The organism is Pseudomonas sp. B14-6, assembly GCF_013260315.1.
In the GTDB taxonomy this organism is placed as follows: domain Bacteria; phylum Pseudomonadota; class Gammaproteobacteria; order Pseudomonadales; family Pseudomonadaceae; genus Aquipseudomonas; species Aquipseudomonas mandelii.
Genome location: NZ_CP053929.1, coordinates 1,093,287 through 1,110,670 on the forward strand (window position 1 = coordinate 1,093,287; position 17,384 = coordinate 1,110,670).

General features: G+C 54.1%; 14 protein-coding genes and 2 pseudogenes. 3 read left to right on the forward strand and 13 right to left on the reverse strand.

Annotated features, from left to right (window positions below):
• Positions 1-37: 37 nt before the first annotated feature.
• The 4 genes from HP062_RS05000 to HP062_RS05015 form a co-directional block, all read right to left on the reverse strand.
• Positions 38-403, reverse strand: coding sequence for a histone-like nucleoid-structuring protein, MvaT/MvaU family (locus HP062_RS05000; protein ID WP_172790970.1), 366 nt, complete (start codon positions 401-403; stop codon positions 38-40).
• A gap of 591 nt (positions 404-994) precedes the next feature.
• Complete coding sequence (umuC, locus tag HP062_RS05005; RefSeq protein ID WP_306163363.1) at positions 995-2,275, reverse strand: translesion error-prone DNA polymerase V subunit UmuC; 1,281 nt, start codon at positions 2,273-2,275, stop codon at positions 995-997.
• Positions 2,262-2,696, reverse strand: a complete 435-nt coding sequence (locus tag HP062_RS05010; RefSeq protein ID WP_172790972.1) for a LexA family transcriptional regulator — start codon at positions 2,694-2,696, stop codon at positions 2,262-2,264. Before HP062_RS05010 ends, umuC begins: the two co-directional genes overlap by 14 nt.
• Before the next feature lie 121 nt (positions 2,697-2,817).
• Positions 2,818-3,165: a hypothetical protein gene (locus HP062_RS05015; RefSeq protein WP_256666095.1), complete on the reverse strand. Its 348-nt coding sequence runs from the start codon at positions 3,163-3,165 to the stop codon at positions 2,818-2,820.
• Positions 3,166-3,721: 556 nt separating this feature from the next.
• On the opposite strand from HP062_RS05015, the gene HP062_RS05020 reads away from it, so the two are divergent.
• Positions 3,722-4,069 carry a hypothetical protein gene (locus tag HP062_RS05020; protein ID WP_256666096.1) on the forward strand — a complete coding sequence of 116 codons (348 nt, stop codon included), beginning with the start codon at positions 3,722-3,724 and terminating at the stop codon, positions 4,067-4,069.
• 379 nt (positions 4,070-4,448) lie between these two features.
• Here the strand turns inward: HP062_RS05020 and HP062_RS05025 are convergent, their stop codons facing one another.
• The 5 genes from HP062_RS05025 to HP062_RS05045 form a co-directional block, all read right to left on the reverse strand.
• Positions 4,449-5,384, reverse strand: a complete 936-nt coding sequence (locus tag HP062_RS05025) for a diguanylate cyclase (RefSeq protein WP_256666097.1) — start codon at positions 5,382-5,384, stop codon at positions 4,449-4,451.
• Positions 5,385-5,395: 11 nt separating this feature from the next.
• Positions 5,396-9,946, reverse strand: coding sequence for a CHASE domain-containing protein (locus tag HP062_RS05030; RefSeq protein ID WP_172790975.1), 4,551 nt, complete (start codon positions 9,944-9,946; stop codon positions 5,396-5,398).
• A gap of 92 nt (positions 9,947-10,038) precedes the next feature.
• Complete coding sequence (locus HP062_RS05035) at positions 10,039-10,722, reverse strand: HDOD domain-containing protein (protein WP_172790976.1); 684 nt, start codon at positions 10,720-10,722, stop codon at positions 10,039-10,041.
• Between the two features lie 38 nt (positions 10,723-10,760).
• Entirely contained in the window at positions 10,761-11,162 is a 402-nt protein-coding gene (locus HP062_RS05040) for a response regulator (RefSeq protein ID WP_172790977.1), read from the reverse strand.
• Positions 11,163-11,676: 514 nt separating this feature from the next.
• Positions 11,677-12,312, reverse strand: a complete 636-nt coding sequence (locus tag HP062_RS05045) for an NAD(P)H-dependent oxidoreductase (RefSeq protein ID WP_172790978.1) — start codon at positions 12,310-12,312, stop codon at positions 11,677-11,679.
• A 93-nt stretch (positions 12,313-12,405) separates the two neighbouring features.
• Here HP062_RS05045 and HP062_RS05050 point away from each other — a divergent pair, with 93 nt between their 5' ends.
• Complete coding sequence (locus HP062_RS05050) at positions 12,406-13,068, forward strand: TetR/AcrR family transcriptional regulator (protein ID WP_172790979.1); 663 nt, start codon at positions 12,406-12,408, stop codon at positions 13,066-13,068.
• 186 nt (positions 13,069-13,254) lie between these two features.
• Here HP062_RS05050 and HP062_RS05055 read toward each other — a convergent pair whose 3' ends face one another.
• Both HP062_RS05055 and HP062_RS05060 read right to left on the reverse strand, forming a co-directional pair.
• Entirely contained in the window at positions 13,255-14,205 is a 951-nt protein-coding gene (locus HP062_RS05055) for an alpha/beta fold hydrolase (RefSeq protein WP_172790980.1), read from the reverse strand.
• A gap of 62 nt (positions 14,206-14,267) precedes the next feature.
• Entirely contained in the window at positions 14,268-15,473 is a 1,206-nt protein-coding gene (locus tag HP062_RS05060) for an MFS transporter (RefSeq protein ID WP_172790981.1), read from the reverse strand.
• A gap of 105 nt (positions 15,474-15,578) precedes the next feature.
• Here HP062_RS05060 and HP062_RS05065 point away from each other — a divergent pair.
• A pseudogene (locus HP062_RS05065) lies at positions 15,579-16,213 on the forward strand (TetR/AcrR family transcriptional regulator).
• Between the two features lie 272 nt (positions 16,214-16,485).
• On the opposite strand, the pseudogene HP062_RS05070 reads toward HP062_RS05065, so the two are convergent.
• Positions 16,486-16,613: pseudogene (locus HP062_RS05070) on the reverse strand (serine/threonine protein phosphatase); the annotation flags it as partial.
• 95 nt (positions 16,614-16,708) lie between these two features.
• The gene (locus HP062_RS05075; protein ID WP_172790982.1) at positions 16,709-17,086 is read right to left on the reverse strand and encodes a hypothetical protein; all 378 of its coding nucleotides are present in this window, start codon (positions 17,084-17,086) and stop codon (positions 16,709-16,711) included.
• Between the last annotated feature and the right edge of the window lie 298 nt (positions 17,087-17,384).

Sequence of the window (17,384 nt, forward strand, 5' to 3'; positions counted from 1 at the left end):
AAGGGCCCTCGCGGGCCCTTTCGTACTAAAACCAAGCTCACTTGGTCAGCCAAGACTCAACGGTCGCGGAACCGTGCTCAGCCTTCCATTCTTTCAAGGTCTTATGATTGCCGCCTTTGGTTTCGACGACTTCGCCAGTGTGGGGATTTTTGTAGATCTTCACCTGGCGTGGTTTACGGCTGCCGGATTTTGACTCGGCAGCTGGGGCGCGACGACCAGCCTTAGGGTCAAGTAAGTTGATCACGTTCAGCAGGCTGTAGCCGTACTCGGCAAGCAGAGCGCGCAGCTTAGTTTCAAATTCGATTTCTTTCTTCAGGCCAGCATCGCCTTTCAGGACTTCGAGAGCTTCGAGCTGCTCTGCTAGGTGTTTTTCGAGCTGACGAAATTCTGCGAGTTTAGACATTAGAAATCTCTATGTGATTAGTTTCCTAACGGTACACCAAAACTTGGACTTACATGAAGCAAGCGCGTTCACTTTGATCAGTAAGTAGCATCCATTGCAGTATTACCAGCAGCCAAAACGTCCAGTGGCGACAAGAGAATGATGCAAGGTCGCAACGTTTTACGGAACGGAAATGCGTACCAGGGTGTCATTTGAATTAGGCACCTTGGTGTCTTACGCCCTGTTGAGATAGAGAGGTTGTTATGAACAATATTATCTACATCGTTGGAGCAGTTGTGATTGTCCTGGTGATTCTGTCGTTTGTCGGAATTGTATAGCCTGTAAACTGAGCCCCGGTCTGGTGACTCCACGAGCAGTTCAGTAAAAGCCGAGCCGCAATAATCGGAGGCTTTTTTCCGAAGGCTAAAATAGCATCTAGCGAGCGACGCGTAGCCTTGTGTGACGGTCATAAAAACGTGCTGAGGCCTTGACGTCATTGCCCCCCTATGAACAGCGCCTCCTCGAACGGGGTACCTCCTACGTCGACCCCATTGCCAAGTTCGACATTGAAAGCAACTCAAAAAAAAATTCGTTCACTGGCTTTAGACCCGCTCATTTGCAGTACACAGTCCAAAGCTGATCCACACGTGTGGTGAAGCTTTGGCTCATCATCTCCCGTCGCATCCCCCAATCAGGATTGATTGGCACACTCGCCGAGCGCAGTGTTCCCCTACCCCATCGATTATTGATGGAGTCCAGCACGGTCATGACCTTTTCAGTGGCGACCGGCTGGGAAATTGAAAACAGGTCATCGGTGTACTCCCCTTTTTGGCAAAGGTTGAGCAGAAGTACCTCAGCCTTACTGTATTTGAACCCCGGTCGGAAGACTCGATCTACCGCGTCTACCGCAGCCTTTGTCATCAAACGAACGTCGTCCGTTGGGTACGGCAATTCGACCAAGACTCCATTGGCGTATTTTGCTTCCTCCGGATTGAACATGCCGGTGCGAATGCTCACCCTGATTTTCTTGCACAGCGATTGCTGAGCCCGGAGCTTCTCCGTGGCCCGCATCATGTATGTCGCCACGGCCTCTTTGATCGGAGTAATCTCAGTAAGCCGTTTGCCGAACATCCGGCTGCAGCAAATCTCTTGCTTCGTTGGGTCAGGTTCATCGAGCTCAAGGCATGGCGTACCCGCGAGCTCCCGTGCCGTCTTCTCGATCACTACGCTGAATTTTTTGCGCAGCGTCCAGGGATCGGTTTTGGAGAGATCCCAAGCGGACTTGATGCCCATGCCTTCCAAGTGAAGAGTCATCTTCCGACCTACACCCCAGACGTCTGAGACCGAGCATTTTTTAAGCACCCAGTCGCGCTTAACCTGGTCACGTAGATCAACGACACCGCCACTCTGCGCCTGCCATTTTTTTGCTGCATGGTTGGCGAGCTTGCTGAGGGTTTTAGTCGCAGCGATACCTACGCCGACAGGGATGCCTGTGCTGCGATAAACCTGCGCACGTATCCGTCGCCCGAGCGCTTCTAGATCTCCCGGTACACCCGCCAAGTCTGCGAAGGCTTCATCGATGCTGTAGACCTCAACGACTGGCACCAGGGACTCGATGACAGTCATCACGCGTTGGCTCAGATCGCCGTAGAGCGCGTAGTTCGATGAGAACGCGACGATGCCGTGCTGCTTGAGTTTGTGTTTGATCTGGAAGTACGGCTCGCCCATCTTTATGAACGGCTTGCTGTCCGCGCTGCGGGCGATCACACAACCGTCGTTGTTCGAGAGCACCACAATGGGTGTCTTCGCCAGGTCGGGACAGAAGACTCGTTCACAGCTCGCATAGAAGCTGTTGCAATCGATGAGAGCGAAGACGGGCTCAGGCTTTTGGATCATGAGCGCGCACACTGAACGTCACCACTCCCCAGATGATCAGCTCATCGCCTTCGAGAATGTAGCGCGGCGGATAACCTGCATTCTCGGACATTAGGATGATGTCAGAGCCTCGCTTGCGCAGGCGCTTGCACACCGGTTCGCAATTCACAGCCGCAATCACGATGTGGCCGTGTTCAGCGGTGATCGAGCGATCAACCACAGCCATATCGCCATCGAAGATCCCAGCGCCTTCCATGCTGTGGCCTTCGATGCGCACCAGGTAGATATGCGGCGCTCGGATCTCCAGGATTTCGTCGATGGAGATGTGTTGTTCAAGGTGATCAGCCGCAGGGGATGGAAAACCGGCTGGTACTTTGAACGAGTAAAAAGGGAGCTGAACTCCCCCTTCTGCCAACGGCCCTAAGAATGTGACGCTCATTAGAAATGCCTTTACGCCGAAACTGTATATACATACAGTTAACGTCGAAGACTGCTTGCGGTCAATCTCGGCCGTAAAATTTAGACAAATGGGGGTGCAGAGCGCTACAACGCGGGGCCTTCTACAGCCCCAGAACTCGCCCTAAATAGTCATCCGTCATTTCGTCAGTGGCCTGTCCCGACTCCATGAGATGCCATTGCAGCTGGTGTCTCAGGTGTACTCTCAGGCGTGACCTGATCTCGACGTAGCCTGCCGTTGGGCCTGCATAGATATCACGACGTTTCAGAACATCACGCAGCACCCTGATGCCCTCAACGCCAATCCCTGACGCGTGCAGCCGCAAGGCAGGATCGACCCCAGGATCTCTCTTGAAACTACTGACAGCCTCTTCAACCAGCCTCACAAACGCTCCCGCGTCACATGCCTGCTGCGCTGTGCGCCAAACCTTAATCTCCAGCTCATCTTCCATCTGCTCTCTCCAATTCATACGGGACTCCGCGCGCGTGAAAGTTGTCCGACACGGGTATTTTTAAAAAAAATGACTCGTTGTTTGAAATCAAACGGGAAAGCAGCGGCTTACGCCGCGCAGTGGCGATTTTGCTATGCCCATAAGGGCAGTCACACATCAGCGCCAGCGGGATAAATCGCAAGAAAAGGCCAGAAGCAGAAGCACTGCAAAAAAGCAAAAACCAACACCGTTTCCTCAGCAGGATCGGCGGAAAGTGGGGTGCCGAGATCGCTGCTTTTTTGTTGGTCTCAAATATAAAGATCCGTTGCTGAAAAAATTTTTCAAGGGGCCATCTGAAAAAATATATTTTTTGACAGTGCCCAGCCAGAAATCACAACGCCCCATACTCGCTTTGCTTGAAGAGTGCGCGACGAACACATCCAGATCTAAGCGTCCAACAACGTATGATTGCGCTTGCTGTTGAAACGCCTGGGTAGTCCTGGAAGATGGTGGTCGCCTTGAGCCCACACGTGCAGAGAAGCGTTAGCGCAGAATGTGGTGAATTAAGGAAACACTGATGGCAGTCGATTTGAAAAGCCTGTGGCAGCGTGAGCGTGCAAGGCGGGCGGCTTTGTGGGATCTGGAGGAATTGCGACCCGGCGATGACCGCGCAAAACCTCACCTGAGAACTCTCGATGAAATCGATAGGCAAGATCTCGAACAACCTCATGGGGAAGCTCAGTTTATGACGATTGAGGAGTTGAGAGATTCTGTACCGGAAACGCCTCACGAAAGCCGCGATGGCCACCATTTCGTGATCGTTCTAGACCGGCACATTCCGGAAGTTTGGCGAACGAGATTTGAAGCAGCCAATGCACTCTCCGAACGTTTTTCGGAAGGAAGCTATGTGCATGATTGGCACTGATTTTTGAGGGTTTGGATTCGTGACATGGAACATCTCAACGCCCACCGAGAGTGGAGTCAAAATGATCGAATTTGATTTGAACACAAACGACTGTGAGACGCTGTTGAAGCGCGATTTTCAATCCAGTTTTGAGTACCTGCCGCGCTGAAAAACGTTTTTACACAGCCTCGGCCAGAAGCAGCCGGTGGCGAAGGGCCGGCCAAGCAGCCAAGCAGCCAAGCAGCAAACTGGACAGATAGATTTGTCCTGATCGCCAGCTACGTAAAGCAAGGTAATGGAGATTATCCATTGATTTTCGCGTTAATTAGGCGCTCCGTTGACCGCCTTGTTGCCGGAAGTAAGCTCCACCCAAACATGCAGTCATAAACAGGAGTAACTCTTAACTGGACGACATTGCAGATGAACATACCCGCGCCCTGCCCGCGTTCTTCGCTTCGTAGAGTTGCTTGTCCGCAGCTTCTATCAAAGCCTCGAATCCTAGTTCGCCAGTGGGCGTCAATGTTGCGACACCTAGAGAGATTGTCAGCACACGATCGACATCAGAAGCAGAATGTTCGATGCCCAATGTCCGAACACGTTCTTGCATTCTTTCTGCAATCTCGACCGCACCAGAAAGAAAAGTATTGGGCAGAACGCAGGCGAACTCTTCGCCACCATACCGAGCGACCAGGTCATAGGGCCGTCTAACCGTTTCAGATAACGTTTGGGCAACGGATTTCAAACAGTCATCTCCAGCCTGGTGTCCGTACCGGTCGTTGTAGCGTTTGAAATAGTCGACATCCACCAAAATGAGCGATAGCGGCTTTTGCTCTCGAAAGCACTGACGCCAATCCGCCAATATGTCCTCATTAAATTTGCGTCGATTGGCCACCCCGGTAAGACCATCTATCAACGCCATGGAACGCAGCAGATCGCTCTGTAGTTTCAGGGTTAGATGTGTTCGCACACGTGCTCTGACAATGGTGGTATTGATGGGTTTGGTGATGAAGTCCACCGCGCCAAGTTCCAGACCTAGCACCTCATCTGACTCCTGCTGCTGTGCGGTAATGAAGATGATGGGGATGCCTTGGGTCATAGGGTCAACCTTGAGTCGACGGCATACTTCATGCCCGTCCATACCCTCCATGATCACGTCCAGCAGAATCAAATCGGGCAGTTGGGCCTGGCATACGCTGATTGCCTGCTCACCGCTGGTGGCCATGAATACATCACAGTCCTCACGAAATAGCTCATGAAGTACCCGGATATTAGTCGGTTGGTCGTCGACAATAAGGAGTTTTGGACGGTTAAAGGAATGTGGTAACCACGTTTCCATCGATTGTTCCATCAGGCCGATCTCAACAGGTCACGACCAATCGGCATCGCAGCGGAAAAGTCTAGCGACTGCACCTTGGCAACAAGTTCGTCGAACTGTGGGCGGAGGGCTTGCGGCGTTTTTGACGCCAATGCGTCTGCCAGTTCTATGGCTTGAAGGTTACCCGCTTCCAACAACAGCAAAACCTCCTCTAGGGACTCTCTCCATAGCGCCGGCGCCATGGAGTCCTCGTCAGCACTGCTTTTTACACGCAGGCTCTGGCCAAAATCGACATTCATTTGCTCAAGGCTTTGTTGCAATAACCTGATCAAGCCGTCAAACCATGTTGGGTCGGCCAAGAGACTCGCTACAAACTCTGAATCGGCAGATTTCAGTTTGTGCTCCAGGTCGCCTGCCAACAGCGACAACGCCTTGGCGCCCATAGTACCGCTGCTACCTTTAATGGTATGGAGTACAAACGCGGCCCCCGATGCATCTTGCCGCTGGATTTGATCGCGCAACTGGACAAGCTGTTTTTCCATCTCTAGGCCAAAGGTACGTAGCACCTTGCGGATCAAATCGAGGTCACCACCAAAGCGGTCAATAGTTGATGTACGAGACTCTATAACGCCATCTCCAGTATTGGCTTGTCCCAAAGCTAAAGATGCTTGGCTATCCTCAGAGCCAGCTTGTAAGAGCAGTGTTACGACGAGTTGTTCCAGGTCTATAGGTTTGCCGACATGATCATTCATCCCGGCAGCAAGACAGGCTTCACGGTCGGTATTGGAGGCATTAGCGGTCATAGCCACAATTGGCAACGTAGCAAAGCGCGGATTCGATCGAATGCGACGGGTCGCCTCCAAGCCATCAATATCTGGCATCTGGATATCCATTAATACGACGTCGAAGGTCACACGCTCATTCATCACCTTGCTCACACCTTCCAACCCGCCTTCGGCCAACGTTACCTGAGCGCCTTCCCTTGTCAGTAACTCATCGGCGACCTGGCGATTGAGCATATTGTCTTCCACCACTAATAGTCGCAGCCCGGCCAGACGCTGTGGCCTGTCAAACGTTGACCGAGTTACGGGGGACTGCAGCAAGTTTTTGCCCTTGAGTGCTCGCTGAACAGCGTCGGTTAGCTGCTTGGGAGTGACAGGTTTGGTGAGAAAACCCACGAAGGGGGCGTCTCCCGTCTGGTGCGCGTCGGCCAATACTTCGCGGCCGTAAGCAGTGATCATAATGATCATCGGAGGTGGCACACCGTTACCCTGCTGATGAATCAATTGCGCAGCGCTCAGCCCATCCATATCGGACATCCGCCAGTCCATCAGCACCACGTCGTAGGCTTCACCTAGCGCCTGGGCTTTCTTCACCCATTCCACCGCTTGCGTGCCACCACTCACGTGGTCAGCCTTCCATCCCAATCCATGCACGGTGCGCAACAGCAATTCACCCGCCATGGCGTTGTCGTCGACGACCAGAACCCGTAAGGACACATCGACTCCAGTACAAGCGGATTTCAGCAGTGACGTCGGCGCTACATCCAAAGTGATATCGAACCAGAAACGACTCCCGACACCTTGCTCGCTCTCCACCTGAAGTTCACCACCCATCAAGGTGACCAACCGCTTGCAGATCACCAGGCCCAGACCTGTACCACCAAAGCGCCTGGAAGTTGAAGCCTCGGCCTGAGTGAAGCCTTCAAAAATGTGCTGAAGATGTTCCGGGTTTATACCAATGCCGGTATCAGAAACGGCTATGCGCAAGCTCACAGCATTTTCCGTTCGCATCAGTTGCTCAACGCTGACCACGACCTGGCCTTCTAGGGTGAACTTGAGGGCATTACCCGCTAGGTTGATCAGTACCTGTTGCAGTCGCAGGCTATCGCCGATCAGGTCGTTGGGTAAATTGGAGTCCAGGTCGAACATGACCTCAACCTCCTTATCGCCCTGGTTACCTGCCAGCACAACGGCGAGGTCACGCATGAGCGGTTCAAGCTCGAACGGGTGCACATCGAGTTGCAGCTTGCCCGCCTCAATCTTGGAATAATCGAGAATGTCATTGAGTAAACCAAGTAGTGATTTCGCAGCGGTCTGCGCTTTGGTCACATAATCGAGTTGGCGACCATTCAGGTCAGTGTTCTGCACCAACTGCAACATACCCAACACGGCGTTCATCGGTGTGCGTATTTCATGACTCATGTTTGCTAGGAAGGCTGACTTGGCCGCACTCCCTGCATCGGCCTGTTCCTTGGCGTAAAGCAGATGTGACTCTAGCTCGCGTTGAACAGTGATGTCCCGATTGATGCCGGTCACGCGCAACGCTGTACCGTCTGGACTGCGTTCTATCTGTGCGCCGGCATGTATGAAGCGGATCTGGCCGTCCGGGCGAACGACACGGAAAATTGTGTCATACACATCAGTCCCCTCGACGGCGGCATTCAGCTTTGCCGCCGCTGCCACGACATCCTCGGGGTGAACACGCGAGTACCAGTGCATATAGCTCAGACCGTTATTGCGCAACGTTAGTGGCTGCCCGTAGAACTCGAACATACGGTCATTCCACTGCAAGTTATTGTCCGCCAACGTCCAAGACCAGACGCCCAATTCAGCTACTTCAGCAGCCATCAGCAGTTGATCGTGCACCGCCATCAATTCGCTGCGTTGTTCCAGTGTTGTCTTCAGGCTCGCAGCCAGTTCCTTTTCTGCCGCTTTACGTTCGGTGATGTCTACCGCAATACCCAGATAACCGCTCAATACCCCATCGGCATCGCGCATGGAGGTGACCACTAGCGTCACAGGAAACCGCGAGCCATCCTTGCGTGTGTAAGTCCACTCTCGGGTTTCTGCGCCTTCAAGCTCAGGTTTATGGGTAAGCACACGGAAACCGTCGATAGTCTGAGCGTACTCCTCGCTCAGCTCAACGCCACGTGCAGCGACTTCCTCTGGGACATGGAAGAGCGCCGGGGTGTCTTTGCCCACTAACTCATCGGCGTCATAACCCAACAAATGCTCGGCGCCTTTGTTGAACACACGGATAACACCATCGAGATCCGTCGCAATGATCGAAACCTCAGTAGCCGAGCGTAGCACCGTGTCCAACAACAGATTGAGATGCCGCAACTCGGATGTTCGTTGCGCAACCTGCTCTTCCAGGCTGGAGTTGAGTTCAAGAATTCGGGCCTCTGCCACTTTTTTCGCCGAGATATCCCTTAACGTCTTGGACGCCCCAATGACGCGACCACCCTCGCCATAAATGGGTGAGATGCTGACGGAGACATCGATCAGTCGCCTGTCTTTGTGATGGCGTTGCGTATCAAAGCTGCCGATACGCTCACCCGCCCTGATGCGCGAAAGGATACGAGCTTCCTCTGTGACAAGCTCCAGAGGAACAATCAAATTGGCCAGTGTCTGGCCCACGGCCTCCTCGGCGGTATAACCGAAAAGGTGCTCGGCGCCTTTGTTCCAGTTGGTGACGACGCCATCGAGGTTTTTTCCAATAATGCCATCGCCCGAGCTTTCAACGATGGAAGCCAGCCTTGCCTGCTCGATAAATATCTGCCACCGACGTTGACGGCTGACACTCACGACACTCGCCAAGGTCGCCAGAAGCAGTGTGAGAAAACCACCGAAAAACAGCACAACTTTTGGTGAAACCTGATGCAGGCGCTGGATGAACAGCGAATTTGCGTCGAGTTCGATTTGCCACCGCCTTCCGTATACCTCGCGCTCCAGCTGATGGGTCATCAGCGTTTCTAGGCGAGCCGAGTCATCGGTGCTTTCATAAAACAGCTTCTCTTGTCCTGGGACGGTGATATCCCTTAATCGCAAATGTACCGTCTCATTTTCTATGCGCAGGCCTTTAAGTACCTCCTCGGTCTGCAACACAACATAGCTCCATCCAAAAGCAGCTGCCTCTCGTTCAGCAGCGGTCACCGGAGTGACTCCACCGCGAAAGATGGGCATCAATATCAGGAAAGACTGCTGCGGTTTTCCCATGGCCTGTACTAACGTGATGGGCCCAGTGATCCGTGCCGCACCGCTTTGTATCGAGGATTGTGCCGCCTCTCGCCGCGATGTTTCTGACGCTATGTCCAAGCCAATGGCAGCCCGGTTACCTTCAGCCGGTTCGACATACTGAATAACGTAGCGCTCGCCTGAGTGCGCTGAGAATTGATGGATGGAGAAGTCAGCAGCGCCGTCAGCTTGAGCGTGCTTGAGAAACTCGTTTTCATCGCGCTCTGGTACACGCCTGATAAAACCAAAGGCACTGGCGCCGGGAAACTCGAAAGCGAGGTCACGGGTTCTGTGATATTGGCGAAACACTTCACGGCTAACGTCATATTCGCCTGCTGTCAGCACCGCTGCACGAGCGCCTCGCAAACCGTATTGGTAAAGATTGAGACGCATTAAAACCAACTCTGCGGCGTCATCTGTCGCTGCTGTAATCGCTTCTCGAGCCTGCTGTTCGTTGATGCGTTCAAGGATCCAGCCACCCAGAATGCTCGCCCCTAACCCCACAGCCAGAGTGATAGCTACTCCCCAGTTCCATGCAAAAAACTTATGCTTTTTCACCCGCATTGTCCTATCGCAGAGGGCCTTCAGCCTTCAAGATTAACGTTCAAACCCTGTTGAGGGCCGCGAGATATCCAACCTGTAAGTCACGAATACGCTCAGGTCAGGCCGGCTAATCGTTGAAGCCTGTCTATGTCTGTTTCCGGTTCGCCGTTGTTAATGGCGGCAGCAAGGCGCATCACCACTTGTTCGCGGCGAACTTGCATGTGGGGCAACGCATAAATTGCGCCTATCAATTCGCGTAGAACCATAGGCAGCCCCCAGCGCGCTTTCAAGCGAATGGCAAAAGGCGCTGAAAAATCACGGGTAGCGTGGGTAAGCGTTTCTTCGGTCACGCTATTGCCCTGGTTCTCCCATATCTGAATTTGGTACAGCACACAGAGTTCGCCCATGCGGTGCAACAGGGCGGCACTTTGCAGCGGAGCGGGATCCAGACCACATTGTTGAGCTAGGAGCACAACCCTTTCAGCTAAACGCTCGGCATCATCCAGATGAGCCTGGATGAAAGTCATCACCATGCCGTCAGGTTGAGTATTGGTCTGTCGCAGGGCTTGGCTGATCGCCAGATTCACGCTGGTAAGCCCTCCCAGCCGCGTCAGGGCACCGTTCAAATTCGTGCATGGCTGCCCTAGCCCTAGATACGCGGCACCGTTGGCGGCGGCGATCAAGTGCGCACATAGCGCCGGGTCATACTGCCAATCATTGGCGAGTTCTCGTAAATCCATCACCGCCCCGCCATAGCCGAGCTGAAGCTTGTCTTTTACCGAAGCAAGTAAAGGCAAGTCCAACTCTGCCGCAGACAAACCATTGAGATAGCTAATCAGGTCTTCATCGTTGACAGTGGTCGCTCGGGGGGCTCATCAAGCGGAAGAAGCGTATCCAGGCATTGTACGACGCGCGAAACCTGGAATGGCTTGGTGAAAAAGGCACTGATCCTCAGCGATTTTACCGCCAGCACACTGTCTCGATCAGCACGCCCAGTGATCATGATCAGCGGCGTTCTTTGATCTTTTTCGCGAATTTTCTGCAACAGGTTGACGCCCGGGGCATCCGGTAGATTCCAGTCGGCCATCACCAACTGATAGGTGCTTGGCTGCCAAGCGTCTAAAGCACTAGCGACATCGATAAAGCAATCGACCTGAGCAACCGGACGGATGCTCAACACGAGCTGTTTTAAAAGATCGGATATCCAAGGGTCATCATCCAGAATCATCACTCGCATTCGATAATCCTCACTGGATTGACACGTAACTTAGCAACGCCTTAGTGACTGACTATCAGCCAACAGCAAACATAGACGTCGTTGAGATCAAGGGGTGAGGTTGTAACCGAGCGATTTTGGATAAATCACGGCAATTTCCCTTTGGCGGATGGTTAGATGGCATCCTTGAACGGTTGAATCTATTCCTGACCCGCGAACTATACAAGCAAGCAAACAGCTTACAGGTAGTCAGGATAGCGGGGGTTAGTGCATGAAACGCCGCCATAGCGGAATTGCTTGAGTGATTCCGTCCTGCTGCTCGCTGCCCTAGGCACCCAAAAATGCGCTAACCCCTCTGACTCACGGATCCAAGCAGTCTTGGATAATGGCCCGGACAGTCACCCCAGTGTTTCGGCTGGTTTTGCGCCAACATCTATGGACTGGCCTGGCATCTTCCAATGGAACGCGTCACGAGTGGCTGCAATGAGTCGTTTTCAGCCGGTGACGACAGGCAGAAAACCGCCAGAGCGGGCATTCAAGCCATGGGCAATAAATCTGTCGCGTTATTACTGCATCGCTTCGATACAGTGAAAAGTTCGCGACCGAGAGCTCGTGCAGTGTCCATATGAGCAGTCGAATCCTGCGTTTCCGATTCGAGCAGGAGTTCGGACGTCACGACGCATACGCCGCAATAATCGAAGATCCCATGGTCAATCTGCGTCTTCATGGCGTCGGCATAGCCGTGCCGCTCATAGGTTCCCCCGTCGGCGCCGCCGACACCGACAAGATGAACCCGCAGGTGGCGAAGCTTCTTCACCAGCTTGGCATCCGAACTGAAATCGAACGCCCAGCCATTGGCGAACACGCGATCGATCCATCCCTTGAGAAGCGCTGGCATCGACCACCAGTAGACGGGATAGACCAGCACAAGGGCGTCGGCGCGATCGATCCGCGCCTGCTCGGCAGCAACATCGGCGGGGGGCGGAGCCTCCCTGTGATGGACAGCGAGATCAGCCGCGGTGAACCTCGGATCGAATGCTTGCGCCGAGAGATCCGCGATTTCGAAGGAGTTGCCGGGATCGGCCAGGGATAAGCCTTCGGCGACTTGCGCAGCGAGGCTATGGGTGAGGGACTGGGGATCGTGATGAGCAACAACGATGAGTGCGTGCATGTCGAAAACTCCTGCTAGTGATTGAGGGCGAAAGGGCGAACCTTATATACTCATGGTAAGTTACGCACAGTAAGTTACTTTTGGTATATAGCCATGTCAAGCATCGAGACAAGACAGCAGGATTCCAGTCCAAAGCCGCGTCGGCGCATGTCAAGAGAAGAGAGGCAACGCCAATTGCTGGACGTCGCCTGGCGGCTAGTCCGGGAGGAAGGCACGGAAGCCTTGACGCTTGGACGGCTCGCCGTACAAGCTGGCGTGACAAAACCCGTGGTTTACGATCATTTCAGCACGAGGCCCAGGTTGCTGGCAGCGCTCTATCAGGAGTTCGATGCTCGCCAGACCGCACTCATGGACGCCGCGCTTCAGACGAGCGAACCCACCTTGCTGGAAACTGCGACGGTCATCGCATCGTCTTACGTCGACTGCGTGCTTCTCCAGGGCAACGAGATACCCGGCGTGATCGCGGCGTTGGCCAGTTCACCGGAGCTCGAAAAGATCAAGCGCGAATACGAAGCGATCTTCATGAACAAGTGCCGGATGGCCCTCTCCCCATTTACCAGAGAGGGTGCTATCGAGCCCGCGAGTCTTCGGGCGATGCTCGGTGCGGCCGAGGCCCTGTCCCATGCCGCCGCAACCGGAGAAATCACACCCGAGCAGGCGCAGGACGAACTCTTCGAAACGATTATCGCAATGGTCGACAGAAGCGCGCGCGGTGGCACGCAAAATGTCGACGAGGGCGGCGAGCTGAGCCCCTAGTGAACCGGAACGCCAAACAGCAGCTAGCTCACGAATCTATCCGACGTCCGAGAAAAGGGTCGTTGTAAGATGGTCGCGATAGGCAGAAATCGGCCAAAAGCCGACATTGGCCAAGCCCCGAACACGGCTCACATCAGTAGCCACCGCGCTTCAAATAGCAGCCACCTTACGCATCAAGAATATCCTTCAGTTTCTCAAGAATTTGACCACCAGAGGATTCAATTCAGCGGAGCATTCCTCCGGCAACCAGTGCCCGCAATTGGGCAAGACCTGGCCTTGTACATTGGTCGCGTACTCTTTCATCTGATCGACTTGAAATTGCCCCATTCCGCCGTGCCCTCCACCGCCGATTGCCAGCACGGGCATGTTCAGGGAGGTCTTCGACAGCTCGACGTTTTCAGCGACCGATTGGTTAAGTGCTCGGTAGTATTCGAACGATGCGTTCAGCGTATGGGGCTTGGCGTATGACTTCGCGTACAGATCGAGTAGCTCAGGCGTAAAAGCATCCTTGTTGGTCGCGTGTTCTTTGATGAAATGCGAGAGGAACAGCTTTTCATGGCCTGTGATTAACTTTTCAGCCAACTGGTCGCCAGCGGCGAAGAAGCTGAAATGCCAGACCAGTGACTCACCCTGTGGTGAGAATGCCGGGAAATCGTAAATGCGCTTGTCGGGAATCGGTGCCTCCATGTACACCAGTTTCCTTATCTGGCTTTGGTGGGTGACTGCCATGGGATAGGTGTTCCAGATACCGATGTCATGCGCAACCAAGTCAAACGGCTGGTTGTCGCTTAGCTGTGTCGCGAGGGCGAACAGATATTTCGAGACGTCAGTGCCGGTGTAACTGGTCTTGGGCGGTTCCGACTCGCCCAGGCCCGGTAAATCCACCGCAACGACGGTATGAGTCTTCGCGAGTTCGGGCATCAAGCTGTGCCATTCATACCAGGCTTGACCAAATCCGTGGACTAGGTAAACCAAAGGCCCGGAACCGCCCTTCACATAGTGGAGCCTGACGCCGTCTATCGTTTTGAATTCACTCTTGAATCCCGAGGGAACAGGAAACTCTGCCGCTTGAGTCAAGCATGGCAAAGCCAGGGTGATTGCGACTGCTGCGAGTGCCAATCTAATGCGCTTTTTCATTTTATTTCTCCATCGAGTTATGGCTGAAAATTACGACTGTGCGCAGGCGTGCTATCCCCTGATCAATGACCGTGGATCGCCTGAGTGGTGTGCCGTTGACCTTGCGGAAAACCATGCGCCCGTGCCCGAAATGCAATGGCCAGGCTGATCAATAGCAGCGCCAGCAACACGCTAGGAAATGCACTCGTTCCCCATTGGCCGAGTAACACGCCACCCAGCAGTCCACCGCCGGCAATAGCGCTGTTCCAGACAACTACGTTCATAGAGAGCGCAACGTCAGAGCCCTTGCCTGCTGCGTCGGCGAGTGCTGTTTGCAGCAGGGTGGCCGCGCCACCAAAGGTCAGCCCCCACATGAAGACACCCACGTAGATGGCTGCGGCGGAGCCTGAGAACACGCCGAGGAAAATCGAAACCGCTGCGAAGGTTGCAAGGCTGGCCAGTACGGTTGTTCGCAGGTGCCGGTCGACCAGTCGGCCCGTGAGCCAGATGCTGGCCAGCGCCGCGACACCAAATGTGAGCAAGACCAAATCGACGTCACTGTTCAGCCCAGCCTTGGAAACGAAAGGCGCGACATAGGTGTAAAGAATGTTGTGAGCCAGCATCCAGGTGAAGACGACAGCCAATACCGAGCGGACGCCTGGGGTGAAAAACACCTGGCGTAACGGCATGCGCTGTGAGGATGATTGGCCTGGGTAATCCGGTACTTTGATCAGCACCCAAACGATCAACACCAGGGTCATGCCAGACATCAATCCAAAGGCCATGCGCCAGCCCATGAATCCACCCAACCAGGTTCCCATCGGCACCCCCAACGACAACGCGATGGGCGTACCCACCATCGCCACCGCCAATGCGCGCCCCTGCAAATAAGGGGCGACCATGCGCCGTGCGTAGCCCGCGATAAGGCTCCAGGCCAGCCCCGCTGAAACCCCGGCGAAAAACCGTGCAATCAGCGTCAGCCAGTAATCGGAAGACAGCGCCGTGAGGGAGTTGAATACCAGAAAGCCGACAATCGTCACCAGCAGCACCGTCCTGCGGCGCCAGCTTTGCGTGGCAATGGTCAGCGGGATTGCTGCCAGCAACGACCCCAACGCATAGACAGTCACCATCTGTCCGGCCAGAGACGCAGAGACACCCAGGCCACTGCCGATTTCGGGTAGCAAACCTGCTGGCAAGGTCTCAGTGACAATGCAAATGAAACCCGTCATCGCCAGTGCAAGCAGGGCCCCAAGCGGAAGCTTTCCGCTCTGTTGCTCATCTTTAGTCATTTGCCACCTCACATATATACCGATCGGTATAATATGGAGGTGTGCCGCGATGTAGTCAACGACTTATATATCGATTAGTATTTAAGTGATCTAAAGGAGGTTCACATGGCACAGATGGGACGTCCACGCACCTTTGACCGTGGCGTGGCGATTACTCAGGCGATGCATTTGTTCTGGGAGCACGGCTATGACGCAACATCGCTTAGCCAGCTCAAGGCAAATATCGGCGGCGGCATCACCGCCCCCAGCTTTTACGCGGCATTCGGCTCAAAGCAGGCGCTTTTCAATGAAGTGATGGATCGTTATCTGAACACCCACGGCCGGGTGACCGATAGCCTGTTTGACACCACGCTCTCCCCGAGAGAGTCGATCGAACTCACGCTGCGGCGCTCCGCGAAAATGCAGTTTGAGCCCGACCACCCGACAGGATGCCTGGTGGCGCTGGGTTTGCTGAGTGCGTGCACGGATGAAAGCAAAGCCATCTCGCAGCCGCTGGCTGACGCAAGATCCTTGAACCGTGCAGGGATGGTGGCGTGTGTCGAACGCGCTATCGCATCCGGAGAGCTCCCCCCACAGTTGTCCCCGAGGCATTGGCCACAGTGTTTGACAGCTTCCTGCTAGGGATTTCGGTATTAGCCCGGGACGGAGAGCCCTTCGAGAAGATAGACAAAGCAATCACGCAAATTATGACCTTATGGGACGCATCGCCTATCAGCAGTCCGGCTTTAGCCGACGATTAGCACAACGCTGAATATCCGAACTCGTCAGTCAATTGCGAGTCATACGGGCAGTAAGACTCGCGACCTCACAGCCTGTCCATCTGCCGGATATGCCGGTGATAGTCCGTCCATATCGCTCTCGCGCTGTCACTGACCGCCGCTCGGCCACGGCGCGGCTTATGCGCGTTTCGAACTTGGCATGACAGATCTATCTCTCAGATTGAATCTGAACTGCTGGCTGGGGAGCAAAAACTGCAGGTTGCTCATGAGGTCATGAGGGTTAAAACCTAACCGTTTGCCCATTTCACACCTCTCGATTTCAGATCGATGTCACCTGCAAGGATGACGACGTCAGCATCGCTTGCAGCGCGATCGAATCGAGCGAATCGTTGTGCAGGTCTGAATAGATTTGAAGCTTCATTGGATTACCCGCCCTGAGCAGTGCTCAGCACATTCTTAAGCTGTTGTATGAGCGGTCAGCTATTTCATTGGGGCAATGGCTAGCATCCCATCACTTCATTTGCTGTAGTCAGAGGATGACCAATGGATGTGCTCAATGCATCGTACGCTCAGCCAACGCCCCTCTCCTAAAATCCCGGCCTGCCCACAAACTTCGCAAGTCGAGAGCGACCGTTCTTCTGCAGCGGCAACCACCCCACGGCACGCCGTATCACCGCCAGAAAAATAGAAGCGCAACCCACCAAACTTTTCCTTCACTTGGAGCACCTTCACCTGAGGAACATCAGGATGAGAATCCAGGTGAATTTGCAAAGTGCGGCACAGTTCATCAATCAGATTTAACCACCCGGGCAAGCACGCGATCTCCCGAAGATGGGTACTGGAGAAAAGCTCTGGATAGCGCCCTCGTAAGATATGCAACAGGTCATCCGTCATATGATTCCAATACCCCACTTTCTGTATTAGAGCTCGCCGCTAGTGCAGGGGCAGTAGACAAGCTCGCACGCCTCGTTGACGCACACTGATCAAGGACGACTTTCGATACCCTGACCTGCAACCTGCAACCTGCAATCGCCTCTTCGCGCCAGCGCCTAGCTTTACCGTGTCCTCTTCACCCAGCGAACAATTGTCTGGGCTAATCAGTGTTTCGTAGGTTCACCAGCACCCCACGTTGGCGGATGCTCAACAATATCGATGGTCATCGTCAGCTCAAATTGCATACGAGCGAAAACAG